This is a genomic window from Spirosoma pulveris (genome assembly GCF_054781875.1).
In genome coordinates this window covers 157,671-180,497 of the sequence record NZ_BAAGTO010000005.1, presented here as the reverse complement: position 1 = coordinate 180,497, position 22,827 = coordinate 157,671, and the positions used below count along the sequence as shown (strand labels likewise).

The 22,827-nt window shown below is 50.4% G+C and carries 21 protein-coding genes; 15 read left to right on the top strand and 6 right to left on the bottom strand.

What is annotated here, in order from left to right; all coding sequences use genetic code 11:
* Window positions 1–51 precede the first annotated feature (51 nt).
* Entirely contained in the window at window positions 52–1,251 is a 1,200-nt protein-coding gene (locus ACYVJM_RS18555) for an alpha/beta hydrolase family protein (protein ID WP_461149724.1), read from the top strand.
* On the opposite strand, the gene ACYVJM_RS18550 is transcribed toward ACYVJM_RS18555, so the two are convergent.
* Both ACYVJM_RS18550 and ACYVJM_RS18545 read right to left on the bottom strand, forming a co-directional pair.
* Window positions 1,214–2,350 (bottom strand): hypothetical protein, encoded by a 1,137-nt coding sequence (locus ACYVJM_RS18550; RefSeq protein ID WP_461149723.1) that lies wholly within the window; start codon window positions 2,348–2,350, stop codon window positions 1,214–1,216. The genes ACYVJM_RS18555 and ACYVJM_RS18550 overlap by 38 nt on opposite strands.
* Window positions 2,351–2,542: 192 nt before the next feature.
* Window positions 2,543–5,497 (bottom strand): S9 family peptidase, encoded by a 2,955-nt coding sequence (locus ACYVJM_RS18545; protein WP_461149722.1) that lies wholly within the window; start codon window positions 5,495–5,497, stop codon window positions 2,543–2,545.
* A gap of 83 nt (window positions 5,498–5,580) precedes the next feature.
* Between ACYVJM_RS18545 and ACYVJM_RS18540 the strand changes: the two genes are divergently transcribed.
* Window positions 5,581–6,258 (top strand): DUF6624 domain-containing protein, encoded by a 678-nt coding sequence (locus ACYVJM_RS18540; RefSeq protein ID WP_461149721.1) that lies wholly within the window; start codon window positions 5,581–5,583, stop codon window positions 6,256–6,258.
* 31 nt (window positions 6,259–6,289) lie between these two features.
* On the opposite strand, the gene ACYVJM_RS18535 is transcribed toward ACYVJM_RS18540, so the two are convergent.
* Window positions 6,290–7,363: a glycoside hydrolase family 130 protein gene (locus ACYVJM_RS18535; RefSeq protein ID WP_461149720.1), complete on the bottom strand. Its 1,074-nt coding sequence runs from the start codon at window positions 7,361–7,363 to the stop codon at window positions 6,290–6,292.
* A gap of 162 nt (window positions 7,364–7,525) precedes the next feature.
* On the opposite strand from ACYVJM_RS18535, the gene ACYVJM_RS18530 reads away from it, so the two are divergent.
* Window positions 7,526–7,786, top strand: coding sequence for an adhesin (locus ACYVJM_RS18530; protein ID WP_097124410.1), 261 nt, complete (start codon window positions 7,526–7,528; stop codon window positions 7,784–7,786).
* Between the two features lie 87 nt (window positions 7,787–7,873).
* Window positions 7,874–8,053: a hypothetical protein gene (locus ACYVJM_RS18525; protein WP_461149719.1), complete on the top strand. Its 180-nt coding sequence runs from the start codon at window positions 7,874–7,876 to the stop codon at window positions 8,051–8,053.
* Window positions 8,054–8,110: 57 nt separating this feature from the next.
* Here the strand turns inward: ACYVJM_RS18525 and ACYVJM_RS18520 are convergent, their stop codons facing one another.
* The gene (locus ACYVJM_RS18520) at window positions 8,111–9,430 is read right to left on the bottom strand and encodes a chorismate-binding protein (RefSeq protein WP_461149718.1); all 1,320 of its coding nucleotides are present in this window, start codon (window positions 9,428–9,430) and stop codon (window positions 8,111–8,113) included.
* Window positions 9,431–9,675: 245 nt separating this feature from the next.
* Between ACYVJM_RS18520 and ACYVJM_RS18515 the strand changes: the two genes are divergently transcribed.
* From ACYVJM_RS18515 to ACYVJM_RS18470, 10 genes are all read left to right on the top strand, one after another.
* Window positions 9,676–10,365 (top strand): peptidoglycan recognition protein family protein, encoded by a 690-nt coding sequence (locus tag ACYVJM_RS18515; protein WP_461149717.1) that lies wholly within the window; start codon window positions 9,676–9,678, stop codon window positions 10,363–10,365.
* Window positions 10,366–10,469: 104 nt separating this feature from the next.
* Window positions 10,470–11,420: a magnesium/cobalt transporter CorA gene (corA, locus tag ACYVJM_RS18510; protein ID WP_461149716.1), complete on the top strand. Its 951-nt coding sequence runs from the start codon at window positions 10,470–10,472 to the stop codon at window positions 11,418–11,420.
* Between the two features lie 105 nt (window positions 11,421–11,525).
* On the top strand, window positions 11,526–12,350 hold the full coding sequence (locus ACYVJM_RS18505) for a mechanosensitive ion channel family protein (RefSeq protein ID WP_461149715.1): 825 nt from the start codon (window positions 11,526–11,528) through the stop codon (window positions 12,348–12,350).
* 244 nt (window positions 12,351–12,594) lie between these two features.
* Window positions 12,595–13,971: a DUF6600 domain-containing protein gene (locus tag ACYVJM_RS18500; RefSeq protein ID WP_461149714.1), complete on the top strand. Its 1,377-nt coding sequence runs from the start codon at window positions 12,595–12,597 to the stop codon at window positions 13,969–13,971.
* A gap of 216 nt (window positions 13,972–14,187) precedes the next feature.
* Window positions 14,188–14,964: a tRNA pseudouridine(38-40) synthase TruA gene (gene truA, locus ACYVJM_RS18495; protein ID WP_461149713.1), complete on the top strand. Its 777-nt coding sequence runs from the start codon at window positions 14,188–14,190 to the stop codon at window positions 14,962–14,964.
* Window positions 14,965–15,139: 175 nt separating this feature from the next.
* Window positions 15,140–16,021, top strand: coding sequence for a cell division protein FtsX (locus tag ACYVJM_RS18490; protein WP_461149712.1), 882 nt, complete (start codon window positions 15,140–15,142; stop codon window positions 16,019–16,021).
* 85 nt (window positions 16,022–16,106) lie between these two features.
* Complete coding sequence (locus ACYVJM_RS18485) at window positions 16,107–16,445, top strand: DUF3098 domain-containing protein (RefSeq protein ID WP_461149711.1); 339 nt, start codon at window positions 16,107–16,109, stop codon at window positions 16,443–16,445.
* A gap of 110 nt (window positions 16,446–16,555) precedes the next feature.
* The gene (locus ACYVJM_RS18480; RefSeq protein ID WP_461149710.1) at window positions 16,556–17,401 is read left to right on the top strand and encodes an undecaprenyl-diphosphate phosphatase; all 846 of its coding nucleotides are present in this window, start codon (window positions 16,556–16,558) and stop codon (window positions 17,399–17,401) included.
* 78 nt (window positions 17,402–17,479) lie between these two features.
* Complete coding sequence (gene truB, locus ACYVJM_RS18475; RefSeq protein WP_461149709.1) at window positions 17,480–18,205, top strand: tRNA pseudouridine(55) synthase TruB; 726 nt, start codon at window positions 17,480–17,482, stop codon at window positions 18,203–18,205.
* Entirely contained in the window at window positions 18,202–19,131 is a 930-nt protein-coding gene (locus ACYVJM_RS18470) for a bifunctional riboflavin kinase/FAD synthetase (protein ID WP_461149708.1), read from the top strand. Before truB ends, ACYVJM_RS18470 begins: the two co-directional genes overlap by 4 nt.
* Window positions 19,132–19,136: 5 nt before the next feature.
* On the opposite strand, the gene ACYVJM_RS18465 is transcribed toward ACYVJM_RS18470, so the two are convergent.
* A complete protein-coding gene (locus tag ACYVJM_RS18465; RefSeq protein ID WP_461149707.1) occupies window positions 19,137–20,363 on the bottom strand; it encodes a BaiN/RdsA family NAD(P)/FAD-dependent oxidoreductase in 1,227 nt (408 codons plus the stop codon).
* Between the two features lie 75 nt (window positions 20,364–20,438).
* Here ACYVJM_RS18465 and ACYVJM_RS18460 point away from each other — a divergent pair, with 75 nt between their 5' ends.
* Window positions 20,439–21,515: a DNA/RNA non-specific endonuclease gene (locus ACYVJM_RS18460; protein ID WP_461149706.1), complete on the top strand. Its 1,077-nt coding sequence runs from the start codon at window positions 20,439–20,441 to the stop codon at window positions 21,513–21,515.
* A 12-nt stretch (window positions 21,516–21,527) separates the two neighbouring features.
* Here ACYVJM_RS18460 and ACYVJM_RS18455 read toward each other — a convergent pair whose 3' ends face one another.
* Complete coding sequence (locus ACYVJM_RS18455) at window positions 21,528–22,790, bottom strand: asparagine synthetase B (protein ID WP_461149705.1); 1,263 nt, start codon at window positions 22,788–22,790, stop codon at window positions 21,528–21,530.
* Window positions 22,791–22,827: the final 37 nt, after the last annotated feature.

Below are 22,827 nucleotides of genomic sequence, written 5' to 3'. Positions count from 1 at the left end.
CTAGTCAAATTCGTTAAAAAGTAGGCCGATAGACACGGTACATTTTCCCCAATGATACTATTCAAATCAACGCTTATTCTTTTTCTGGTTGGAACTATGCTGCTGGTTGTACCGACCAGTTGCAATCAATCAAAGGGAAGCGAATCTGTTACGCCAGCACCGGCGCGGACACTGGTCAGTAGCACGCTGATTGGCGAGTATACACCCGATCAATTACGAAGTCGGTTCAGTGGTGCCACGACTTTGTTTCAATTCTTCATCCGATACGGGATCAAGGCGTATCGACTGGAATACAACACCACCAATACTGACGGGAAGCCCATTAAAGCATCTGGTGCGGTTATCATTCCTAACGTAACAACGGGTGTACCGCTGTTGAGTATGCAGCATGGCACCATTACCAGCGATGGAGATGCACCGTCTTATTTTCGTTCCAGCAGTGAAGCGTACACATTCGGGTCGGTGTTTGCCTCCCAGGGTTATATCATTGCCGCTCCTGATTATATCGGTTATGGGGCTTCCAAGGAGGTGCCGCATACATATGAACAGCGGAATGGCCTGGCTACGGCTTCTCTTGATATGCTGCGGGCCACCCGCGATTTTCTGAGCGATCAGAGAGTTAACTGGGACAATCGTCTGTTCATTGCCGGGTATTCGGAAGGAGGGTACGCCACGATGTCCTTGCAGAAGAAACTGGAAGAAGAAACGGGTTCGGAGTTCAATCTGGTGGCATCGAGCTGCGGAGCGGGGGCTTATGACAAGCCCGCTTTCATGAAGCAGATTATTAACGAAAAAACCTCCGGAATCGACTACGTCAATCGCCTGTATCTCTGGGTGTTGCAGACTTATGACCGTATTTATGCGCTCAACCGACCTGCAACGGCCTATTTTAAAGAGCCTTATGCTACACAGATTGCGGCTCAGGGACAGTCGGTTTCGATCAATGTCAGTTTAAATCAGGTGTTTAACGATGGCTTCAAGCAGGGAATAAACGATGGTACCGACAAGGCGTTTCTGGCGGCTGTTCAGGATAACGATGTTCACGACTGGAAACCGCTTACACCAACCCGACTCTATCATGGTGATGCCGATGAAACGGTGGCCTTTCTGAACTCACAAAACGCATATGATGCCATGCAGAAGCGGGGCGCTGCCAATGTGCAACTCATCCGCATTAGTGGTGCTACTCACGCCACCGGAATCCTGACGTTTATTACCGGGACGTACGAGTTTTTTGGGTCGATACAGTAATGATCGTATACGCGGCCTGATTGGCCTGTCGGGTTCTGTTGCCAACCATTGTTTTCGCCCGGTCGTCATCATGAATAAGCAGGAGCCGATTGGCATCCAGGGGTGTTATGTCTTCTGCTTTATGACCGGGCGTATGCAGCGGTTGCCCTTTGGCATCCCGAACCAGCGTAAAGGGTTTGTTGGCATACAGGTCATTGGCTGATATAGTCCACAAATAGGCGTCCAGCTTTCCATTTGCCTCCATTGAAGTCAACATCCAGAATTGCTTACGATAGGGGTCGTACTCCAGGCTCGACAGGGCAAGTGGCTTGGGTAGTTCGGGATGTGCAGAAACGATGTCGTAATTATTGATGATCCGCCAGTCGTTTGCCAGACGAATCCGGTCCACGTCATTGTGTTTCTCGATACGGTAAGTAACGCTGATGACTTTGACCTTATATGAGAAGTTTTCGTATGATTTACCTTCTTCCCGAATACCGAACAGGAGCTGCTTGTCTGTGGCGGCCAGCCCCTCGATTTTGAAGTAAGGCATACCTTCTGGAAACGCAGCATCGGCCAGCAGTTTTGCTATCTGCTGCCGGTACGACATAGAGGTTGTGCTGGTATTGTCGGGAGCGAGTACGTACGGGTGTTGCTCGTCGTCGGAACGCCAGTATAAAATCGTATTATACCCATCCCAGTCGTGACTGCCTTCTTTTACCCGGTCGAAAGCGGTCGTCAACAGGATAAACTTTCCATCGGGTGTCCGGGCAAAGTCCTCATACTTGCGGGCGGCTGAAAAGGTGGGCTGGGTTAAATAAACCGGTGTTTTTGTGGAATCGCCCAGTGCAGACAGCGTTTTGGTAAAGACCGGACTTTGGCCGGCGGGCATGTCTTTATCATTAGCCAGAAACAGGTTTTTGCCATCGTAAAGCACGGCCGAGGCCTCGCACCACACGGGTTGATTGTTGAGAGTTGTACTGGCGGTAAAGCAATTGATAAAGCCTTCTTCCGTAATGGTGGCCGTAACGGCTGTGGTTGTCGTTAAGGGTTTCGCTGTTTTGCAACCATAACTCAGTAGGAGCGATGCTAGGAAAAGGGCAGAAAGTCGACTGTTCATTGGTGTACGCGGAGGATAAATAGGTCTGCAAATCTCGCAGATTAATCCCGCAAAACGAATGATGGCTTCACCAATTGATAATACGGTTAGACAGACCGCGGGCGTTGGTTCGCAGATTGGTGAGCAGAGGGGTAAATTCTGGTTACTCACCAATCCGCGAACCAACGCCCGCAGCTAATTAAACCGGAAAAATCAATACTTCATTTCACCCCGATCTTTTTCCACCGCAGTCCGGCCTTCTTTCATCCAGACGGGCATGGGAGCATCTTTCAGGTAGTAATCGAAGTATTGGTACAACCGGATGCTTAGGTCTTTGGAATTGTGCCGCTGGGTCAGGTTGTGGCCTTCGCCATTGTAGACCAGCATCCAGACCGGTTTATTCAGTCGGCGCAGGGCTGAGAACAACTCGATGCCCTGATACCAGGGGACGGCTCCGTCGGCATCGTTATGCGTCATCATCAGGGGCGTTTCAATTCGGTTGGCAAAGAAAAGGGGCGAATTCTCGATGTAATTCATCGGTTTGTCCCATAATGTTCCGCCAATGCGGCTTTGGGTTTTCTCGTACTGGAACGCCCGGCTAATGCCCGTTTCCCACCGAATGCCGCCATACGCGGAGGTCATATTGGCGACGGGTGCCCCTGCTTCGGCCGCCCGGAAGAGATTCGTGCGGGTAATGATGTAGGCAGTTTGGTACCCGCCCCAGCTCTGGCCCTGAATGCCTAGACGATCCCGGTCTACAAACCCTTTGTCGAGCAGACTCAATACCCCCGGCACAATGCAGTCATAGGCATTAGGCCCTGGTTGACCGGTTGTGTAAACGATATCCGGCACGAAAACCAGGTAGCCATTCGACACGCAGTAGGGTATGTTGATGGTCGACCGGCTGGGTGAAGGCGCCCGGTAGTCGTTCAGCGTTTCGGCGTTGCGCTCATAGAAATACGTGAGCATGGGGTACTTTTTCTTGGGATCGAATCCTTCCGGTTTGAATAGCAGCCCTTCGAGCTTGATGCCATTCGTTCCAATCCAGCTTACAATCTCGGCACTTCCCCACCGTACGCTATCCTGTTGTGGATTCGTATGCGTAAGCTGAATGGGAGCCGTCAGCGTGGTATCGGTTTGAAAGAGATTGGTCGACTCTTTGTAATTTCCCCGATAGAACGTCATAACGGGCGCGTTTTTGGCCTTGCTCAACCCGAAATACCGGTGATTGCTTCGGGTGAGCACCGTTGGTTCGGCAACCGCCATTCCATTCTTACTCTTTAGGATACCGGTGGCTTTATCACTTTCCCAGATACCCGTCAGAAACAATTCGGCTTTTGGGTCAATGGCTTTTTCGGCGGCCGATCGTCTGCCCGGTGAATCATCATCGCTGTCGATTTCAGCCCGGCGCAGCCGAATTTTGTTTTTACGTCCCCAGCCAGCCGTCAGGTTAGTTGGTTTGTCTTTGCCGGTTGGGTCCACCTGCCAGATGTCATAGCGATCATACAGCCAGAGGTACCGGTCGCCGGTTGTCCAGCCTGCTGAGCCATAAGCACCGGGTAAATTTGGGGTGTCATGTTCCTCATCGAAAAACTTGCTGGGTAAGCCGCGGGTGAGGTCCAGTCGTTTGCCGTCGGCCACCGACCAGGCCCGCCAGAGGGAATCGCGCTCATCGAACCAGTAAGCGTACTTGCCCTCGGGCGACAGTTTAGGCTGAGAGGCCATGATGTCATTGGCAATACGCTTCTTTTCTCCGTTTTGGGTATCAACCAGATACAGGTCTGTATGGCCGGGGTCCCACGACGCCTGAACCTGATAAGGCAGGTCGCTCAGGCCCAATAAATACCGGCTGTTAATTTTAGTGTCAAAATTCACCGTTGGCATTTCCCGGCTGGCTAATGGGATAACCTTACCGGATGCCGGATCGTAAAGGGTTAGGAAACCACGTTCTTTTTCTTCCTTTAGCCGCCGTTGCTGCATGGGCTGCAAGCGGGTGTCGGTCCAGGTCCAGATGTCCATCTTGACTTTTTCGTCATCGGGCGTCAGGGTGTCTTTAGTTGGCTTGGGGGCAATAGGAGAAGTAGAAAAATAAAGCCGTTTACCATCGTCCGAAAACTTTGGCTCGCGGTACTCATTTACCGACCAACGTTTGGGTAAGGATGCTGTCAGCGTATCGGCAATGACGTTGAAAGGGGCTGCCGGGGCTGTTGTTTTTGCTTTTTTACCTTTCACCGCAACGGCTGGAGCGAGGCTCTTGTAGTAAAGAGTAAAGACTTTCACATCACTGCCGGCACTGTCGGCGGAGGCCATCCAGCTCAGTTGCTGCCCTACTTTGTCAATGGCCAGACCTTTGTAAATTTTTCGTTTTGAACTGGTATCGACGAGCATGGTTTGACCACTGGCGGTATTGAACAGGAATACACCGGGAACGCTCGATTCGCCCGTCTTAAGGGAGTCGTTTGCCGATTCTTTACTGTAAAAGATAGCCCGGCCATTATCTGATATTACCACGTTCGATACATACCGGACCGTTTTACGCGTGCCATCCGCCATGTTAAACAGCGTCAGGTCGTCGCCTTTAGGTTTTTTTACGGGCCCTTTTCGGGTGGCAACGGTAGTCGTTGATACAGGGGCCGAGGGCGTCAGAGTGTCTTTCAATGAAGCACTTCGGGATGCCGGAGCAGCCCGTTCTTCTTTACGTTCCTGTACAACCGCCAGCCACGAACCGGCATCCTTACCGTAAACAAACGATTTGGCGTTGGGAAGTTTCGTCTGTTTTCCCGTTGCCAGGTTCAATACGAGCAGACTGTCTTTTGGGAGCTCGTCTGCTTTCTTTTTCTTAAGTTTAGCGGTACGGGTGGCCAAATAGGGGGCTTTCAGCCGCACGACCAGAAACTTGCTGTCGGGCGTAAACTGCGCCATATAGCCACGGGGAAAAACATACTTGCTGCGGTTTGTGTTGGCAGTAGACGATACCACTTCCAGTCGGCCATCGCCTTCCTGCAGGTCGACCTGATAAGCAATCCAGCGGCCGTCGTCCGATAATTTTTCGGATCGTACACTTTGCCAGCGGTCATAGTCCGTTGCGTTTAGTGCTCGTTTCTGGGTTTGGGCGGCCAGCGGGTAAGCAAGGAGAATGTAGAGTACTAGTTGACAGAAGTGCCTCATGAAGGAAGAAGAGTTAATGTATTAACGAAAATACGTAAAACCTGTCATTGGTCTGTTGGTGTCGCCTAATCAGTCTATTAGTTATGAGATACATACCATTATTTGTTGTTTTCTTCATTTGTATTCCGGTACATAGCTACTGCCAGCAGAAAAATCGCCTAAAAAATGAGCTTGACAGCATGTATGTGCTGGACCAGCGCAACCGGGAGTGGCTCACTAAGTTGGGGAACAATCAACCGTTGACCGACAGTTTAAGTACTGTGTACAAGGTCGACCGGGCCAATCTGGCTGGAAGGTTGTGGGCCGAGCAAACGAAAATCGATACCAGCAACCTGGCCCGTGCCGAAGCTATTCTGAAAGAACAGGGTTATCCGGGGAAAAGTCTGGTTGGGACACCCACCAATGAAGCCGTGTTTTACATCATTCAACACTCCAATAAAATTGATACGTACCTGCCGGTCATAAAAAAAGCAGCCGATCAGGGGGAGTTGCCTTTTTTTCAATACGCCATGATGCTCGACCGATCCCTTATGCATAGTGGTAAGGCGCAACTTTATGGCACACAGGTCTCTTGCCGACAGCTGAAAAGCACCCGGCAGTCGCGTTGTTTTGTCTGGCCCATTGCCAACGCCAAAGACGTCAATACGCGTCGGAAACAGGCCGGTTTCGAGTTGACAGTAGAAGAAAACGCCAACCGGCTGAATGCGGCTTACGAACCGGGCAATACCGTTGAGGAGATACGGAAAATGTACATTTTCTAACCCCGGGAAAGACAATCGGCAGCTGCTCTCGCTACGCCTGCACCAGCTCCGCCAGCCCGACTCCCGAATCGGCAGCACCATAATAAACCCAGATTTTATCTGCGTTTACGCTTTCATCGGGCCATTGAATCCAGCCATTCGAGAAAACGACATTGGGAAAAAATCCTTCGCGTTCCCACGGTAGTTCCGGCGTGAGCAAGGGCGTGTGGGAGCGGTCGAGAACCTTTGATGGATCGTTGGTATCGAGTAGCGCAAGGGCAAGTGCGTAAGCGTGCGTTGCATCGGCACCGTGGTAGCAAACTAACCAGCCTTCATCGGTTAGTATCGGTTCGGGACCGGCGCCAATTTTACCGCCTTCCCAGGCGAACGGTTCCGTTAAGGGGGTTGAACTGGCCTGGCCGCGTCCGCCAAACAGGAATTTATGATTGCCCCAATGAATGCCATCGGTCGATTCGGCCAGCCATACCGACGGTTTGCCAATCTCGGAAACCATTGGCCGATGCAGGAGCATGTACTTTCCATTTATTTTTTGCGGGAACAATGCCACATCTTTATTGGGTGGCGGCAGAATCATACCTACCCGTTCGACTGTCTCGAAATCGGTCGTGACGGCCAGACCAACGCCCGGTCCGTGTTCCGAAACGGCAGTATAGGTGATCCAGTATTTGCCTTCCAGCCGTGTGATGCGGGCATCTTCTATACCGAACGATTCATCCATCCGGGCCGGAAACAGAAACGGTTTTTCATCGATAGAGAAGTGGACGCCATCGCGGCTGCGGGCCAGGCGAAGGTGGCTTATGGATGTTAAATAAACCTTACCGTCGAGCGTCACCACGCGGGGGTCGTAAGGGCCGGCGGGTTCCGGAAACCGCTTGATTGTCACCGTTGGTACGCCATCCTGCTCATCAATGAGGGGAACAAGAATAAACCCCTTTTCGGCAGGTGGGGCCTCGGCAACACGAAGGAGCAGCAGAATTTCACCGTCGACGTAGCAAGCTGCCGGATTGAATGCCCCCAGTACCTCAAAACCGTCAAGGGCTGGTTTTACGTCGCTGGTTTGAATGATTGGCTGGTCAAAAAGTCGACGGAGTTGATAATCTTTCATTTATACTGAATTAGCGTTGAGTGTAGAACGCACATACTCAGTAACTCACAAAGAGAAGGCTGTGTTCGGCGTCAAAAAGTGGCAGAAGTTTACAAAATGACTAAACCTTCCGGGAAATTGACGCGTTATGAGGGGTGAACTAACTTTTATACTCCGTTAACCATGATTTACGAGCCAGCATTTGATCAGGACGAAGATGTTCTGATGCTTAACCCAGATCCGGAAACAGCCGCCTTCGACGACGACGACGATGACTTCGACGACGCGGGGGCTGATTTCGATGAACTGGGCTCCGGAGCCGCCAGCGGCTATGGAGCAGATGATTTAGACGACATAGAAGAGGACTTCAATGAGGACGATCTGGATGAAGATCTGGACGACGACTCCATTGAAGACGATCTGGACGACGATAGCATGGAGTAAGGTTTATCGGGCAGATCAACGACCGGTTCGTCCACTATCGTAAGTCGTATTAATCAGTTCACTACATTTCTTTACTCAATCACTAACATGGCAGATCAAGAAGCAAACCCAGGCCCTGAAGAAGAATTAATCGTTTCGTCGGAGAACGCCGTTACGGAAGGTACCGCACCCGATGCAGATACGCAATCGTCTGCGGCTAGTGAAGCCGGAGGTCGGACCGACGAAGATGGCTCCCGTGCGCCTAATGACCCCGCCGAAGGCGCGTAAAGAAATGTAGTATGATGAATTAAGAATGATACGTATTGCGGAAGCAATCGATTGTTCTTAATTCATCATTACCTGCAACAAAGTCTGACACTTCATTTCGGTTTCGAACCATTCGCGCTCCGGTACGGAATCCTCTGTAAGACCCGCTCCCGCGTAGAGAGTTGCCATGTTTTCCTCCAGCTTCATGCAGCGGATGTGGACGAAAAGATCACTTTCTGCCCCTTCCTTGTCGGTATTGACATTAACGGGCCCCAGAAAACCGCTGTAAAACTCCCGGTCGTGCGTTTCGTGCTGGTTGATAAAGTTGAAGGCTACATCGCGGGGCATTCCACAAACCGCTGAGGTCGGATGCAGCAACCGCAGCATAACCGTACCCAGTTGCGGATACCGAACGGCCTGTGTATCGACGGTAAAATAGGTGCTTAAGTGCATCAGGTTACCCGCAATGACCGTTTTAGGCCCTTCTTCAAGGTATTCGCGCAACCGAATCTTTTTGAAACATTCAATAATATAGCGGCTTACAAGCGCCTGCTCTTCAATTTCCTTTTGCGACCACATGGCTTCAGCGGGTCGTTTGGGCGTTCCGTCGGCTTCAAATGCCGACTGCGTTCCCGCAAGTGAGGCCGTTCTGAAAATACCATAGGCATCAACACTCACCAGCCGTTCGGGCGTGGCACTAATCCAAATCTGGCCCCTTTCCGGAATCGATACGGCCGATATAAAGGCCGTAGGGTAAGCCGTGCATAGCTTATCGAACAAAGCGACGGCATCTGGCGCATCAGCAAACTGCACCTGTTTGGTTCTTGATAAAACAACTTTTCGGAACTCACCTCGTTGCATGGCCTCAACGGCCAAAGCTACATTGCGTATATAAGCCTCCTGAGCATCTGGGTCGGCAAGGGGAGTGCCCGTCTGCGCTTTGTTCTCCGACGTCTGTTTCGCCATCTGCTCCCGCAAAAGCTGCCGGAACTCGTCGGCCGGCGCGTTGGCTTTGATCGTTACCAGCCGACCAGAACGGGTAGTTGCCGGTTCGGAGAAGGAAGCCTGGATGTCGGCCCTTAGAAAAAGCGATTCCGTACTGATACTGTTGCCCAAGGTCGATCCGAGCGACATATTGGTGGGCGCCGTGCTGGCCAGATTGTCAAAGGGGCTGATCAGGAAGCCCGCTGGTAACTCGTCCAAATCCGCCGATACGCGGGGAAGCACCTCATCAAACGAAACGATGAGGTGTTTGTCCTGCTTATTGGGTAAGCGCCAGAGGGCCGCCGGAAAGCCGAGTAGATGAGCCGTTTCCCAGATATGACTGGCGCTGGGCTTGCCGGTTCGATTATAGGATTCAGTTGCTGATGAAGTCGTACTAAAATAATCAGGTTGCATAGCCGATAACCGGGCGGGTTAGGCCCCGTTATAGAGATAACAGTTTGTACACGAATTTTGTGCATACAAATGAAAAACAGTTCTCATTTGTACATAACAAGCAGTTAATCAGGCATATATTTAGCATATACATGAGTTGTACATAAAGTTATGGTGGGAAAACTACCCGATTTTGTGACGGTAAAAAAGAAAACTCCCCGACGTAAACGAGATTTTCTTTTTTTGCGCCCCTAAACCTTCCAGCCATGAACGCTTTTCCCGATCTCTCAAAAATCATTCGTAGGCTTCCCTTCATTGTGGCGCTGCTGGCTCTTTATCCCTGTACTGCCCAGCCGCCCGCTTTCAGGATACTCGACAAACCCATCGTTTTCGATGAAGAACGGAAACAGTTGTCGCTCGACTACCTAGCCAGGCGTCATGGCATCCAGCAATCGGAGCCGTACATAAAACCCAGGATGATTGTGCTGCACTGGACGGCCGTGCCAACCCTTGATGCTACTTTCGATCTGTTTAACCCGAGTGTGTTAACGGGCCGTCCTGACCTTCAGGCGGCCAGCCGATTAAATACGTCCGTCTCGTTTCTGGTCGATCGGGATGGCACGATCTACCGGCTTTTGCCCGACACAGTCTTTACGCGTCATTGCATTGGTTTGAATCACTGTGCCATTGGTATTGAAAACGTTGGCGATAACGACCTGACCGACGCCCAACTCGAAGCCAATGTGCAACTGGTACGTTACCTGAAGCAGCGCTATGCCATCGAATACCTGATTGGCCATTACGAATACAAAGATTTTATTGGAACTCCGCTCTGGAAAGAGACCGACCCGACCTATATGACCGGAAAAGCCGATCCCGGAAAAGAATTTATGAAGAATGTACGGAAGCGAGTGAAGGAGTTAAACTTGAAAGGAAGTCCCTTGCAGGCGGATTAGCCATTAGGAGATCGTTCCTGCCAAGTGACATAAATTCAAAAAGGAGCGGGATATATGGGTTCTTTTCTGCGAACTTCGCAGCCGGAAAATCTGCTCCCGACTTTATGATCCGTATCTTTCAGCAGGACGCTACCGCCGTCCGGAAAATTCGTGATATCGACTCCTTCTCCAATACAGAGCGTACGCTCTGGGTGGATTTGCAAAACCCCACACCCGCCGAAATCAAAAGCGTCGAGGAGAAGTTCGATGTCGACTTTCTGAGCCAGCAGGAGCAGTTGGAAATCGAAAGCAGTTCGCGCTACATTGAAGAGGACGATTTCCTGATTGCCAACTCCAATTTTCTGGTGCCTGATTCGGAACAACGGTACATCAACGTACCCGTAAGTTTCCTACTTAAAGATGACACACTTTTCACCTATCGCAACGCCGATCTGAAATCCTTCGCCGACACCGTAAAACGTATCAAATCGCGCCGGGCCTTATTTAGTGACGGAGCGCAGATACTGATTTCGATCTTTGAGTCCCGCATCGACTACGATGCAGATTTGATTGAGCTGGTCTCGGGTGAGATCAAAGCCATTAACCGGCTGCTCGACCTGGATGCTAACCTGGACCGCGAAATGCTGCTCAACATCAACGACTACCAGGAATTGACGATGTTGATTCGGGAAAATGTGGTTGATAAACAACGTGTTATTACGTCCATGATTCGGTCTGATGGCTGGTTCAACGAGGTGGAACAACAGCGCCTGCGAACGCTTATCAAAGATATAAACTCACTTATTGAACATACTAACTTCATATTTGAGCGGCTGGAGTTCCTCCAGAATACGTACCTCGGTCTTATTGATCTGGAACAGAATAGGGTCGTGAAAATCTTTACGGTCGTATCGCTCGTTTTCCTGCCGCCTACCTTGCTGGCCAGTATCTGGGGGATGAATTTCGACGAAATGCCCGAGGTCCACTGGAAGTATGGCTATGTATTTGCCCTGGCCATGATGGTTATCTCGTCTGCTCTGACTGTCTGGATATTCCGGCGCAAGAACTGGCTGTAGTTGTTGAGTAAAATTACTTATACGAAGCTAAGCTGTACTACTTAGTTATAAGCACTTTTCTGCTTATTTGCGTCTGATTTTCAACTTACTTACCTATTTATTAGTATGGATCAGACACAAACGAGAATGGAGCGCATTTACGATCAGGTACTGGCATTTGCTACAATTTATGGGGGCCGTATACTACTGGCCATTTTAACGCTTGTTATTGGGCTTTGGGTCATTGGATGGATTGTACGGGTGTTGTCGTCCATCATGACCAAACGGCATGTAGACCGGGATGTACAGCCTTTTTTATTATCGTTGCTTAGCGGGCTGCTGCGAGTTTTACTATTGCTGAGTATTGCCAGTACCCTGGGTGTACAAACAACGTCGTTTGTTGCCATTATCGGGGCGGCTGGGCTGGCGGTAGGTCTGGCGTTGCAGGGTAGTCTGGCCAATTTTGCCGGCGGAGTATTGATCTTGATTTTCAAGCCATTTCGGGTTGGCGATCTGATAACGGCCCAGGGTTTTACGGCAACCGTAGAAGCGATCCGTATTTTTGATACAACCCTGGTGACCCTTGATAACAAAACCATTATTCTGCCCAACGGACCCCTGTCAACGACGGCTATTGTCAACATTAGCACCAAGGGTATAATTCGGGTCGATCAGGTGTATGCTGTTGGGAGCCAAAATGATATTGACGCAACTAAAGCGTCGTTCATGCGGGCCATCAATAGCTGTCCGTATGCGTTGCCAGATCGGGAACACGATGTCTTAATTGCGAAACTGAATCCTAACTCAAGAGAGTACGACGTGCGCGTGTGGACCAAAAGCGAGAACTACTGGGATACATACTATTACATGCTTGAGTGCATTGCCCGTCAGTTTGTGATTGATGGTATCGAAGCACCGAAACCAAAAATGTTTATTACAAACGAAGAGTGAAGGCTTTTGAGTAGCATTTTATTAATTGCTGATGAAATAACCTGATCAGCCGGGGTACGTCTTGCCATCACTCCGATCATACCTTATCTCAGGAATAGCAGGGTTGATCAAAAGGGCTGCTTCGCGTACCCCGATTAAGTTACGGGGAATGAACACTTTGTTTGATGGTCGGTTAAACGTTTGGGGGGCAGACACATCTAACCTTCGACGCGTTTCGATACGCGGCAGATAACGACCTACTGTCATGACTATCCTGAAAACACTACACGTACTTGGCCTGGTGGCGGTACTTGCTCTGGATCCAATAGCTCCCCAAAAAGCTACGGCACAGCCGGGGATAAGTGTTCCCATCCAAACATTTTATAATGAACTGGCTCCCTACGGACAGTGGGTGCCCAATCCGGTATATGGCTCCGTCTGGCTACCGAACGTGGGGCCGGATTTTCAGCCCTACGCAACCGACGGGCATTGGGTCGTAACGGAGTTCGGCAACACATGGGTATCCGATTATCCATGGGGATGGGCTCCGTTTCACTACGGGCGCTGGTTTTTTGACAGCCAGTACGGTTGGGCGTGGGTACCGGGCAACGACTGGGGACCAGCCTGGGTATCCTGGCGTACGGGTGGCGGTTATTATGGATGGGCACCGCTGGGTCCTGGCGTCGATTTTAACGTAAACATTAATATTCCAGCCCCGTACTGGACCTTTGTGCCGCAGATTTACATTACCAGTCCCAGACTTTACAGTTACCGGGTAGCTCGGCCAAACGTCATCAATATCTATCAGAATACCACCATTATCAATAATGTGTACCGGTCAAACAACCGGGCCTACGTGTACGGTCCTAACCGGAATGAAATTGAGCGTGTAACCCGCCAGCGTGTTCCGGTGTACCGAATTGATCCGCTGGACCGGCCCGGCCGGTCTGTGGTAGGCAATGGCTCGGTGGGCTTCTATCGCCCCGGTCAGTCGTCGGGTTACGGACAGAATTATGGGCGCAATGACCGTGACCGGTACAACGACCGATACGATAACTCGTCCCGCCCGAATTATAACGGCAACTATAACAATCCCGGTCGTGGCGCTTACAATGGCGGTACCAATGTTCCTGATCGGAATTATAATGGTAATGCTACACCTAACCGTCCATACGAGGGAAATACCACGACCCCCGGTCGGGAGTATAATGGCACGCCAAGCCGGGGTGGAAGTTACAACAGCGATTTTAACAATAACCCAACGTCGCCAAGTCGCAATGGATATAATGGCACACCGGGAACTAGTAACCCGCCCGCGCCCACACCCGCGCCCGTTGAACCTAGCCGTGGTTCATATTCATCGGGTAACACGCAGCCCCAACAGCAGGGAGGGGGTTTTTCCCGAAGAGACGACCAGCCCGCCGGTCTTCAGCAAACACAACCCAATCGAACGTACGAGCAACGAACGGAGCGGTCGAATCAGAACCTCGGCAACACACCGTCAATGCCGGGCGCACGCAGTGAAAGCGGTGGTGGTTTCCAGCGGTCGCAGGAGAATAGAGGTGGTCAACCTCAGCAACGTATTCAGGAGCAGTCACAGCGCGTGAATGGTGGGGGCGAACGCCAGCGCGGTCCCCGGTAGACCAAAATTAGGACAGATCATCAAAGCGGCCACCGGGTGAACGATATTTCATTCTGGTGGCCGCCTTAGTTTAGGTGAAGTCAAGTGCTCAAGCCTGATTTCATCTATTGTCGGTAAGCACAGGGGCTGCAATTGAATTCGGGACGACTCATGTTTAGTTAAATCGCTCTGTTGACAGCGTCGCTAAGTGCTGATTAAGCGGTACTTTTGCCCGTTATGCGTTATTTTATTGAATTATCGTATCGGGGAACGGCTTATCATGGCTGGCAAACACAAGCTAACGGGGTGAGCGTTCAGATTACGCTGGAAGCAGCCCTGACCCAGCGCCTGGGGCATCCCATTTACATCATGGGCAGTGGCCGTACGGATGCGGGCGTCCATGCCAAACGGCAGTATGCTCATTTCGATGTTGAGGAACCGCTGGACCTAACGGAAAGCCTTATTTACTCGATCAATTGCATGTTGCCGGAAGATATCGCCATTCATGACATTTTTCCCGTTTCCGCCAAAACGCATGCTCGCTTTTCGGCGGTTTCCCGGTATTACCAGTACCACATCACCCGCCAGAAGAATGCGTTTCAGAGTAGTCTCACTTATCATTTTCGGCCGACTCTTGACATCGACCGAATGAATGACGCCTGCCAACTGCTCCTTCAGCACACTAACTTTCAAAGCTTCAGCAAAGCCAGAGCCAATGTGACTCACTTTCATTGCCAGCTCGATTTTGCCTATTGGGCATATACAAATGCCGATTGCCTGACGTTTCATATTAAAGCGAATCGATTTTTGTGGGGCATGGTGCGAACAATTGTGGGAACGATGCTCGAAATAGGGCAGGCGCGCATGAACCTTGACCAGTTTGAGAAGATCATTCTGGCCCGTGACCGTAAGCTGGCTGGTCGGGCTGCACCGGCAAACGGGTTGTACCTGATGGAGGTAGGCTATCCGGTGGAGGTATTTGCGCAGCGGGGGAGGAGTTCAGGGATGGGGTAGAGTCGGAGCTAAAGCGAAGCAGTGGCTGATGAATTGGGTGTCAGGTAGGGTGCGTAGTTATGGCTCCTTTGTCGAGCCCCCTCTGTCGGTGGCGGCATTTCCCCTTAAATTTTGTTAATTTGGAGCGTTCCCCCGTGGAATCCGTTATTTTTGTCTCATAACACGAACCCCATAAATGGCTCGTAACAAGAAGAAAGTTGGTGCGTATCCCAGTGGCATGATCTTATTCAGTCTGACACTGGCATTATTTTTAATCGGTTTTTGCGGATTGCTGGCTATCCAGTCAAAAAAACTGGTGACTTATATCCGTGAGAATTACGAAGTGCGGGCATTTCTGGATAAGGATCTCGACGTAAAAAAGAGTAGCACACTCTTTCGCACGATTTCTGAGCGGCCTTATATTCTTAAGACGAATGGTGTACCTCAGGTAAATCTGGTTACGAAAGAAGATGCCGCCAAAGAGTTTATTGCTGAAACGAAAGAAGATTTCTCGAAATTTCTGGGTGAGAATCCGCTTCACGACAGCTACCGGATAAAGCTGAACGAAGGGTACTTTGAAGAAGCCAAGTTACAGGAAGTAAAAAAAGACCTGGAGGAAATTGACGGTGTTTTTGAGGTGGTTTATCAGGAAAATTTGGTTGATAACATCAACCGCAACATTACGAAGATCTACGCCATCATGTCGGCTTTTGCCCTCATTCTTTTGTTGATTATTGTGGTGTTAATGAACAACACGATCCGACTGGCGCTTCACTCGCAGCGGTTACTTATTCGGAGTATGCAGTTGGTGGGCGCGACAAACGGGTTTATTACCCGGCCGTTTTTAGGGCGGGGCATGTGGCAGGGCTTTCTGGCGGGCGTTATTGCCGTTGTGCTTCTCATTGCCGGATTGCAGATCGCTATTCATAATCTACCTGAATTAGGCGCTTTTCAGGACACCGAAAAGATGATTTTCCTGATGGCAGGTATTGTAGGCTTGGGCGTTTTAATAGGTTTCTTAAGTACATTTCAGGCCGTAAATCGGTATTTGGGCCTGACATTGGATGAGTTATATTAATTGAGCTCACGTTACGCTTCCAACTGATGCATAAACTAGAGCCCGATTTTTACAGTTACACAAAAAGCATAACTGACGAACGAATATGGCAAAGGATAAACAAGCTGGCACCCCTACGCTCATGCGTGATGAACCAGTTAAGAAAATAGTCGATACGACACCGGCAGCACCTAAAACGGTGCCAACGCGGCCGTCTATGGCAGAACCCGTACGCCGTGACTCGGCAGCAGCACTTCCCTTCGGGCGGCAGAACTACACACTTATGCTGGCGGGTATCGGCGTTATTCTGGCCGGGTTCTTTATTATGAGCCTCGACAAAGAGGAATTCGGATTTGGTTTTCTGGGCCTTACACTCGGTCCCTTAGTGGTTATGGGTGGTTTTGTGCTGGAGTTTTTCGCTATTCTCGCCCGGCCCAGAGCGTAAAAAGTTTAGTTGTTAATCGTTTGTTATTTGCCGTTTGATTCTGCTTGCCATAAGTTTGTCTGCTCTTGGCAACCAATTAACTGCAAACGACAAACGATTAACTATTTTTGATGGAACTGATTCACGCTATTGCGCTGGCTATTATTGAAGGCTTGACCGAGTTTTTGCCGGTCTCCTCAACGGGCCACATGATTATTTATTCTTCGTTGGCCGGTATTGCCGGGAATGAGTTCACTAAATTATATACGGTCGACGTTCAGTTTGGGTGTATACTGTCGGTACTTGTCATGTATCACCGGCGTTTCATGACCGATACCCGCACGGGAACGTTCGTAGTGCCCAGTTACCTGAAATCGCTGCCCGTCCGGTTGCAGCCCATGGCGGATTTCTACAGTAAAATTCTCATCGCTTTCTTGCCAGCTGCCATCATTGGTTTCCTGCTGAACGATTTTATCGACTCACTTCTCGAAAGTATTACCACCGTTGCCGTCTCGCTCCTGGTGGGCGGTATTGTACTGGTCTTTATCGACCGAATTGTCAATCGCCAGCCTAAGGATGGAGAAGTAACGGTCCCCGACGCCATTCGCATTGGCTTTTTCCAATGTATCGCCATGATTCCGGGCGTATCCCGCTCGGCAGCAACCATTATTGGGGGCATGTATCAGGGATTGAGCCGGACCCAGGCAGCCGAGTTCTCCTTCTTTCTGGCTGTGCCAACCATGGCAGCGGCTTCGGGATACAAACTGCTGAAAACCTACAAGCTGATACAGCCCGCCGACTACCAGACGTTATTGATTGGCAATGCCATTGCCTTTGTGGTAGGCTTACTGGCTATTCGCGGGTTTGTTGGCTTTCTTAACAAGTACGGTTTCAAAGTATTTGGCTATTACCGAATTGCGCTTGGGTTACTTCTGCTGGGCCTGATGGCCGCTGGTGTGAAGTTGGACGTGCTATAGTTTTTTCCCACGGGCATACACCGCGATTTCATCTGCATCTTTTTCTCTGTGTATCTCCATGCTTCTCCAAGTATTTCTGTGTCGCAACAAAATCAACAAACGCCCGACCCCGGTCAGGTAATTTTAATAGATAAGCCACTGACCTGGACGTCGTTCGACGTGGCCAACAAGCTTAAATACGCCTGTAAGTTCAAGAAAATCGGTCATGCCGGTACACTGGACCCACTTGCTACCGGTTTGCTGATCCTCTGTACGGGTAAAATGACCAAACAGATAGACCAGTACCAGGCTCAGGAAAAAGAATATACTGGCACCCTGGTGCTGGGTAAAACTACGCCATCGGTTGATCTGGAAACGGCCTTCGATGCCGAGTTCGATACAACGGGAATCACGCCTGAGCAAATTCAGGAAGCCGCTCGTCAGCTAACGGGCGACATTCTACAGGTGCCACCCATTTATTCCGCCGTTCGGGTGAATGGTGAGCGACTTTATGAGAAAGCCCGCCGGGGCGAAACCGCCGACCGCGTTGAGGGAGGAATTAAAGCGCGTCAGGTAACGGTGAAAGCGTTTGAGGTCGATACCGAACGCTTCCCGGAAGTCGATTTTCGCATTGTGTGTTCAAAAGGCACTTATATTCGTAGTCTGGTACGCGACATGGGCTTACTGCTCAACAATGGGGCTTTTATGAGTAAGCTGCGCCGAACACGTATTGGAGAGTTTAACGTAGAGAATGCCCCTACCATCGACGCATTTATTGCAGCACACCAGGCGGCACAATCAGAACTGTTACCAACGAACGAATGATTATTTACAGAGGCCTCGATGATATTCAGCCTTTACTAAATGCCGTTGTAACGAGCGGTACATTTGACGGGGTTCATAGGGGCCATCAGATTATTTTATCCCGGCTAACGGAAATAGCGCAGGCAAGCGGGGGCGAGTCGGTTTTGATTACTTATTGGCCGCATCCGCGTACGGTGGTATCGAACGATAGTCAGAATCTGAAGCTGCTGACCACGCTGGATGAAAAAATTGACCTGCTCGATCAGGCAGGTGTTGATCACCTCGTTGTTATTCCATTTACGCGCTCTTTCTCCGAACTCACATCAGAAGAGTACATCCGGCAGATTCTGCTCGAAAAAATAGGTACCAAGAAACTGGTTATTGGCTATGACCATCGTTTTGGCCGCGATCGGGAAGGCGGTTTCGACTACATACAGGCCCACCAGAGTGAATACGGCTTCGAAGTAGAGGAGATTCCCCGGCAGGATGTGGAAGCGGTTGGCGTTAGCTCCTCAAAAATCCGGGCTGCGTTAAACGAAGGAAATGTGCATACGGCCAATCTGTTTCTGGGTCGGCCGTACAACCTCACCGGAACGATTGTAAAAGGGCGCCAACTCGGTCGGACTATTGGCTTCCCAACGGCAAACATGCAGGTCGACGATCCATCAAAGCTGATTCCGGCCAACGGGGTCTATGCCGTTGATGTGGAATATGCCGGTCAAACGTTAGGCGGTATGCTCAATATTGGCTTTCGGCCCACGGTGGCGGGTACGTACCAAACTATAGAAACCTACATTTTTGACTTCGATAAGGACATTTACGGGGAGCATTTGACCCTCCGATTCCGGGAGTTCTTGCGGCCGGAACAAAAGTTTGACGGCCTGCCTGCACTGGTTGCTCAGCTCAAAAACGATGAGGAAGCTGCCCGTAAAGTACTCGGGGTCTAGACGGATTACTTTCCGATGTTCAACCCGGCAACGTAACCCGTTGTCCAGGCACTCTGGAAGTTGAAGCCGCCCGTAATGCCATCTATATCCAGCACTTCACCAGCGAAGAACAGTCCCGGCTGAGATTTACTTTCGAGCGTTTGCGGATTCAGACTACCGAACGAAATCCCTCCGCAGGTGACAAACTCATCTTTGAAGGTGCTTTTGCCCGAAACGGTAAATTGGTTATTTGTTAGCTTCTCAATGAGTCGATTTAGCGGTTTGGCGGGTAAATCTGCCCAGCGTTGTGTCTCAGCAATACCGGCTTCCGAAGCCATCATCTGCCAAAGTCGGGAGGGCAATGCAAAGGGGTTTTGAGAAATCACCTGCTTGCGGCCGTTTTGCTGACGGAAATCCTGTAAAGCCACCCTTAGCTGATTTTCAGTTAACTCGGGCGTCCAGTTGATGCGCAGGGTAAACTGATACGCTAACCCGGCCAGGTCGCGGGCAGCCCAGGCCGACAGCCGTAAAATGGCGGGGCCGCTAAAACCCCAATGGGTTATTAATAGTGGCCCTCGCTGCTCTTGCTTGGTACCTATAATCGATACTTTGGCATCCGGAACGGATACCCCGGCGAGGGGCAGAAAAGGGTTCTCCGGCACATTAAACGTAAACAAAGAGGGCACCGGCGGCACCAAAGAATCGGATGGTTCAGGGAGCCAGCTATAGCCGTCTGTTTTCGGGTAACCACCGGTAGCCACCAGCACACGATCGGCGGTGAGGATTTCATCGGTATATAGGTGAAGTTGCCAGCGGTCGTTTCCATCGCGGGTTAGTGTGCTAACTCCGCAGCCAGTGCGAACGGTGATGCCCAGCCGACGCGCCGTGGTAAGCAGACAATCGACAATGGTATCGGAGGTGTTTGTGCTGGGAAACATACGTCCATCGGCTTCCGTCTTCAAAGGCACCCCCCGCTTTTCGAACCATTGAACCGTGGCGGTGGCGTCGAAGAGGTTCAGTAGTGGACGCAACGGCTTTTCGCCCCTGGGATAATGCTTCACCAACTGCCGGTTGTCGAAGCAGGCGTGGGTAACATTGCAGCGTCCGCCACCCGAAATGCGTACTTTGTTGAGGACCGTGCGGTTTTTTTCTAAAATAGTAACGGTAGCATCCGGAAAGGTTTCGGCCGCTGTAATGGCGCTAAAGAAACCGGCGGCACCACCGCCAATGACGACAATATTCAACGAGGACATACATTTTTAACAGCGGTTTGCGGTTTACGGTTCACCGCTTCATCAGCATGCTAAAATCCGTGTAACTTTACTTTTATGTTCTTCAAGCCTCGTTTTTCAACAAAAAAGTACGCCCGCCGTGGCTTTCGGCTGCGTGGAAACACGCTTGTTCTTTTGTTTATATTCTTCCTGATTGGTCTGTTTCTGCATTATGGCGGGCAAACGAAACCCGTTGTGGCATTCTGGAACGATTTCAGGCAGATGATTGGACTCGGGCGCTCCCGTTCCGATGCAACAAAAGAAGATAACCCCTACAAAGCTCCGGAACCGAATACCAACGACGAAGCTACCGATGATCGGCGTGGTAAGTCGCGGCAACGCAATAGGACCGACGAAAGTGAAGCCAGTGACCATAATGGGAAGCCGTCAACGGCCTCGTCAGGAAACACTCGATTTGATTTTGAGAAGGAAGTCGATTTCCTCCTGCCCCTCGTAAAGGCCGGAGACGAAATTATTCGGCACGAAGGGTACACGCTCCGGTACCGTGACCAGTACAAAGACGCCGACTGGGTGGCCTATCCTTTACTGGCTTACGAAACAACGGGCGACGCAGACCGAAAAAATGAGCAGTTTAAGCCCGATCCGAGCGTTGAAAATGGAACGGCGCTACCTTCCGACTACACCCGTTCGGGCTACGATCGGGGGCACCTGGCTCCGGCGGGTGATTTTAAGTTCTCCCAGCGGATGATGCGGGAAACGTTCTACATGAGCAACATTACACCCCAGGCACCGGACTTCAACCGGGGTATCTGGAAAGAACTGGAAGAGTTGATTCGCAGCTGGGCTATCCGCGACAAAGGGATTTATGTAGTAACGGGTGCTGTGCTCAAACCCGGTCTATCCACGATTGGCAAGACGACAGAAGTCAGTGTGCCTGAGAAATTCTATAAAGTGATCCTGTATTGCAATAAGCCAGAGATCCGGATGATCGGCTTCTTGCTGAATAATGAGCCATCAACCCAGTCACTAAAACAGTTTGTTGTACCGGTTGACCGGATCGAACAGCTAACCGGAATTGATTTCTTTCCCAAGATTCCGGATGAGCTGGAGCGTCGGTTAGAAAGCAAAAGCCGGGATGAAATGGTAGCGGAGTGGTTTTCCTATTCGAATTAGGAAGATCACTGCCTAGGTCTTCTGCTTCTTTTTCTTGGCAGCGGGGAAGAGGATATTGTTGAGAATCAGTCGATAACCGGCGGAGTTGGGATGAAGATTCAGATCGGTGGGTTCTTCGCCGATTTCATGCCGGTAGTCTTCGGGATCATGACCGCCGTAAAATGTGAAGAAACCCCGGCCATAGGGTGAGTGAATGTAACGAGCTTCACCTGCCGCGCGGTTTTCAGCCAAAATGACTACTTCGGGCTTGATGTAATTTTTTTTGAACGCCGTTGTTTGTCCCATGAATCCCTTAATCACGTTAGCGTGATTCTGCGTCAGCATCGTTGGAATGGGGTCGTATTTAGCCGAAAACTGGAACAGGGTGAAGTAATCGTTGTGCTCGCTCAGGCCACGCTCTTCGGGCTGATTGTCGATATTGGAAAACTCGATCAGAAACGGATTCGTGTAGACCTGAAAGTTTCGGAACGCCATCGTCTGGCTGTAATCCAGCTTGTTGTTCGCATTGGGATCGGCACCGTCGCCGTCGTAAAACGAGTCGACAATATCGGTGTTGTGGGCCGATAGGGCGATATCATACGTATCTGTTGCATTGCACATGGCGAACAGGTAGCCGCCACCCAGTACAAAATCACGAATTTTCTGGCTTACTGCCAGTTTTAACTGAGGCACTTTGGATAAGCCAAATTTGCGCGTAATATTTTCAGCTTCCTGCTTTTGGGCAATGTACCAGGGCTGGTCTTTAAAATGAAAAAACTTGCCGTACTGGCCCGTAAAGTCCTCGTGATGCAAGTGAAGCCAATCGTATTCGGGGAGTTTCCCGTTCATGACCTCTTCATCGAAAACTACATCATACGGGATTTCGGCATAGGTCATAACCATCGTTACGGCATCGTCCCAGGGCTGTTTTGTTTTGGGAGAATAGACGGCCACTTTGGGGGGTTTTTGCAGTTTCACCGCATCCATGTTTGCATCAGCTGCCGAAACCTCCGACAATATCTGAGCTGATTGCGCATCTGAAATGACTTCATAACTTACGCCCCGGATGACCATTTCGTTAATGAACGCCTGGCTTTGCGGCATCATGAATGAGCCACCCCGGTAATTGAGCAGCCAGTCGATCTCTGTATCATGCGTTTTGAGTATCCAATAGGCAATTCCGTAGGCTTTCAGGTGATTCTTCTGGCTATCATCCATGGGAATCAGAATTTTAGAGGCCCACACACGACCCGTCAGCGTGAGAAAAAGGATGAGCGGTAACAGCAGACGTTTCATTGGCTTCCCGGATAAAAATGCTTATGCTAGTTTTGCT

Coding starts and splice junctions, on each gene's coding strand:
- ACYVJM_RS18555 (WP_461149724.1), top strand. CDS start 52: ATGATACTATTCAAATCAACGCTTATTCTTTTTCTGGTTGGAACTATG.
- ACYVJM_RS18550 (WP_461149723.1), bottom strand. CDS start 2,350: ATGAACAGTCGACTTTCTGCCCTTTTCCTAGCATCGCTCCTACTGAGT.
- ACYVJM_RS18545 (WP_461149722.1), bottom strand. CDS start 5,497: ATGAGGCACTTCTGTCAACTAGTACTCTACATTCTCCTTGCTTACCCG.
- ACYVJM_RS18540 (WP_461149721.1), top strand. CDS start 5,581: ATGAGATACATACCATTATTTGTTGTTTTCTTCATTTGTATTCCGGTA.
- ACYVJM_RS18535 (WP_461149720.1), bottom strand. CDS start 7,363: ATGAAAGATTATCAACTCCGTCGACTTTTTGACCAGCCAATCATTCAA.
- ACYVJM_RS18530 (WP_097124410.1), top strand. CDS start 7,526: ATGATTTACGAGCCAGCATTTGATCAGGACGAAGATGTTCTGATGCTT.
- ACYVJM_RS18525 (WP_461149719.1), top strand. CDS start 7,874: ATGGCAGATCAAGAAGCAAACCCAGGCCCTGAAGAAGAATTAATCGTT.
- ACYVJM_RS18520 (WP_461149718.1), bottom strand. CDS start 9,430: ATGCAACCTGATTATTTTAGTACGACTTCATCAGCAACTGAATCCTAT.
- ACYVJM_RS18515 (WP_461149717.1), top strand. CDS start 9,676: ATGAACGCTTTTCCCGATCTCTCAAAAATCATTCGTAGGCTTCCCTTC.
- corA (WP_461149716.1), top strand. CDS start 10,470: ATGATCCGTATCTTTCAGCAGGACGCTACCGCCGTCCGGAAAATTCGT.
- ACYVJM_RS18505 (WP_461149715.1), top strand. CDS start 11,526: ATGGATCAGACACAAACGAGAATGGAGCGCATTTACGATCAGGTACTG.
- ACYVJM_RS18500 (WP_461149714.1), top strand. CDS start 12,595: ATGACTATCCTGAAAACACTACACGTACTTGGCCTGGTGGCGGTACTT.
- truA (WP_461149713.1), top strand. CDS start 14,188: ATGCGTTATTTTATTGAATTATCGTATCGGGGAACGGCTTATCATGGC.
- ACYVJM_RS18490 (WP_461149712.1), top strand. CDS start 15,140: ATGGCTCGTAACAAGAAGAAAGTTGGTGCGTATCCCAGTGGCATGATC.
- ACYVJM_RS18485 (WP_461149711.1), top strand. CDS start 16,107: ATGGCAAAGGATAAACAAGCTGGCACCCCTACGCTCATGCGTGATGAA.
- ACYVJM_RS18480 (WP_461149710.1), top strand. CDS start 16,556: ATGGAACTGATTCACGCTATTGCGCTGGCTATTATTGAAGGCTTGACC.
- ACYVJM_RS18470 (WP_461149708.1), top strand. CDS start 18,202: ATGATTATTTACAGAGGCCTCGATGATATTCAGCCTTTACTAAATGCC.
- ACYVJM_RS18465 (WP_461149707.1), bottom strand. CDS start 20,363: ATGTCCTCGTTGAATATTGTCGTCATTGGCGGTGGTGCCGCCGGTTTC.
- ACYVJM_RS18460 (WP_461149706.1), top strand. CDS start 20,439: ATGTTCTTCAAGCCTCGTTTTTCAACAAAAAAGTACGCCCGCCGTGGC.
- ACYVJM_RS18455 (WP_461149705.1), bottom strand. CDS start 22,790: ATGAAACGTCTGCTGTTACCGCTCATCCTTTTTCTCACGCTGACGGGT.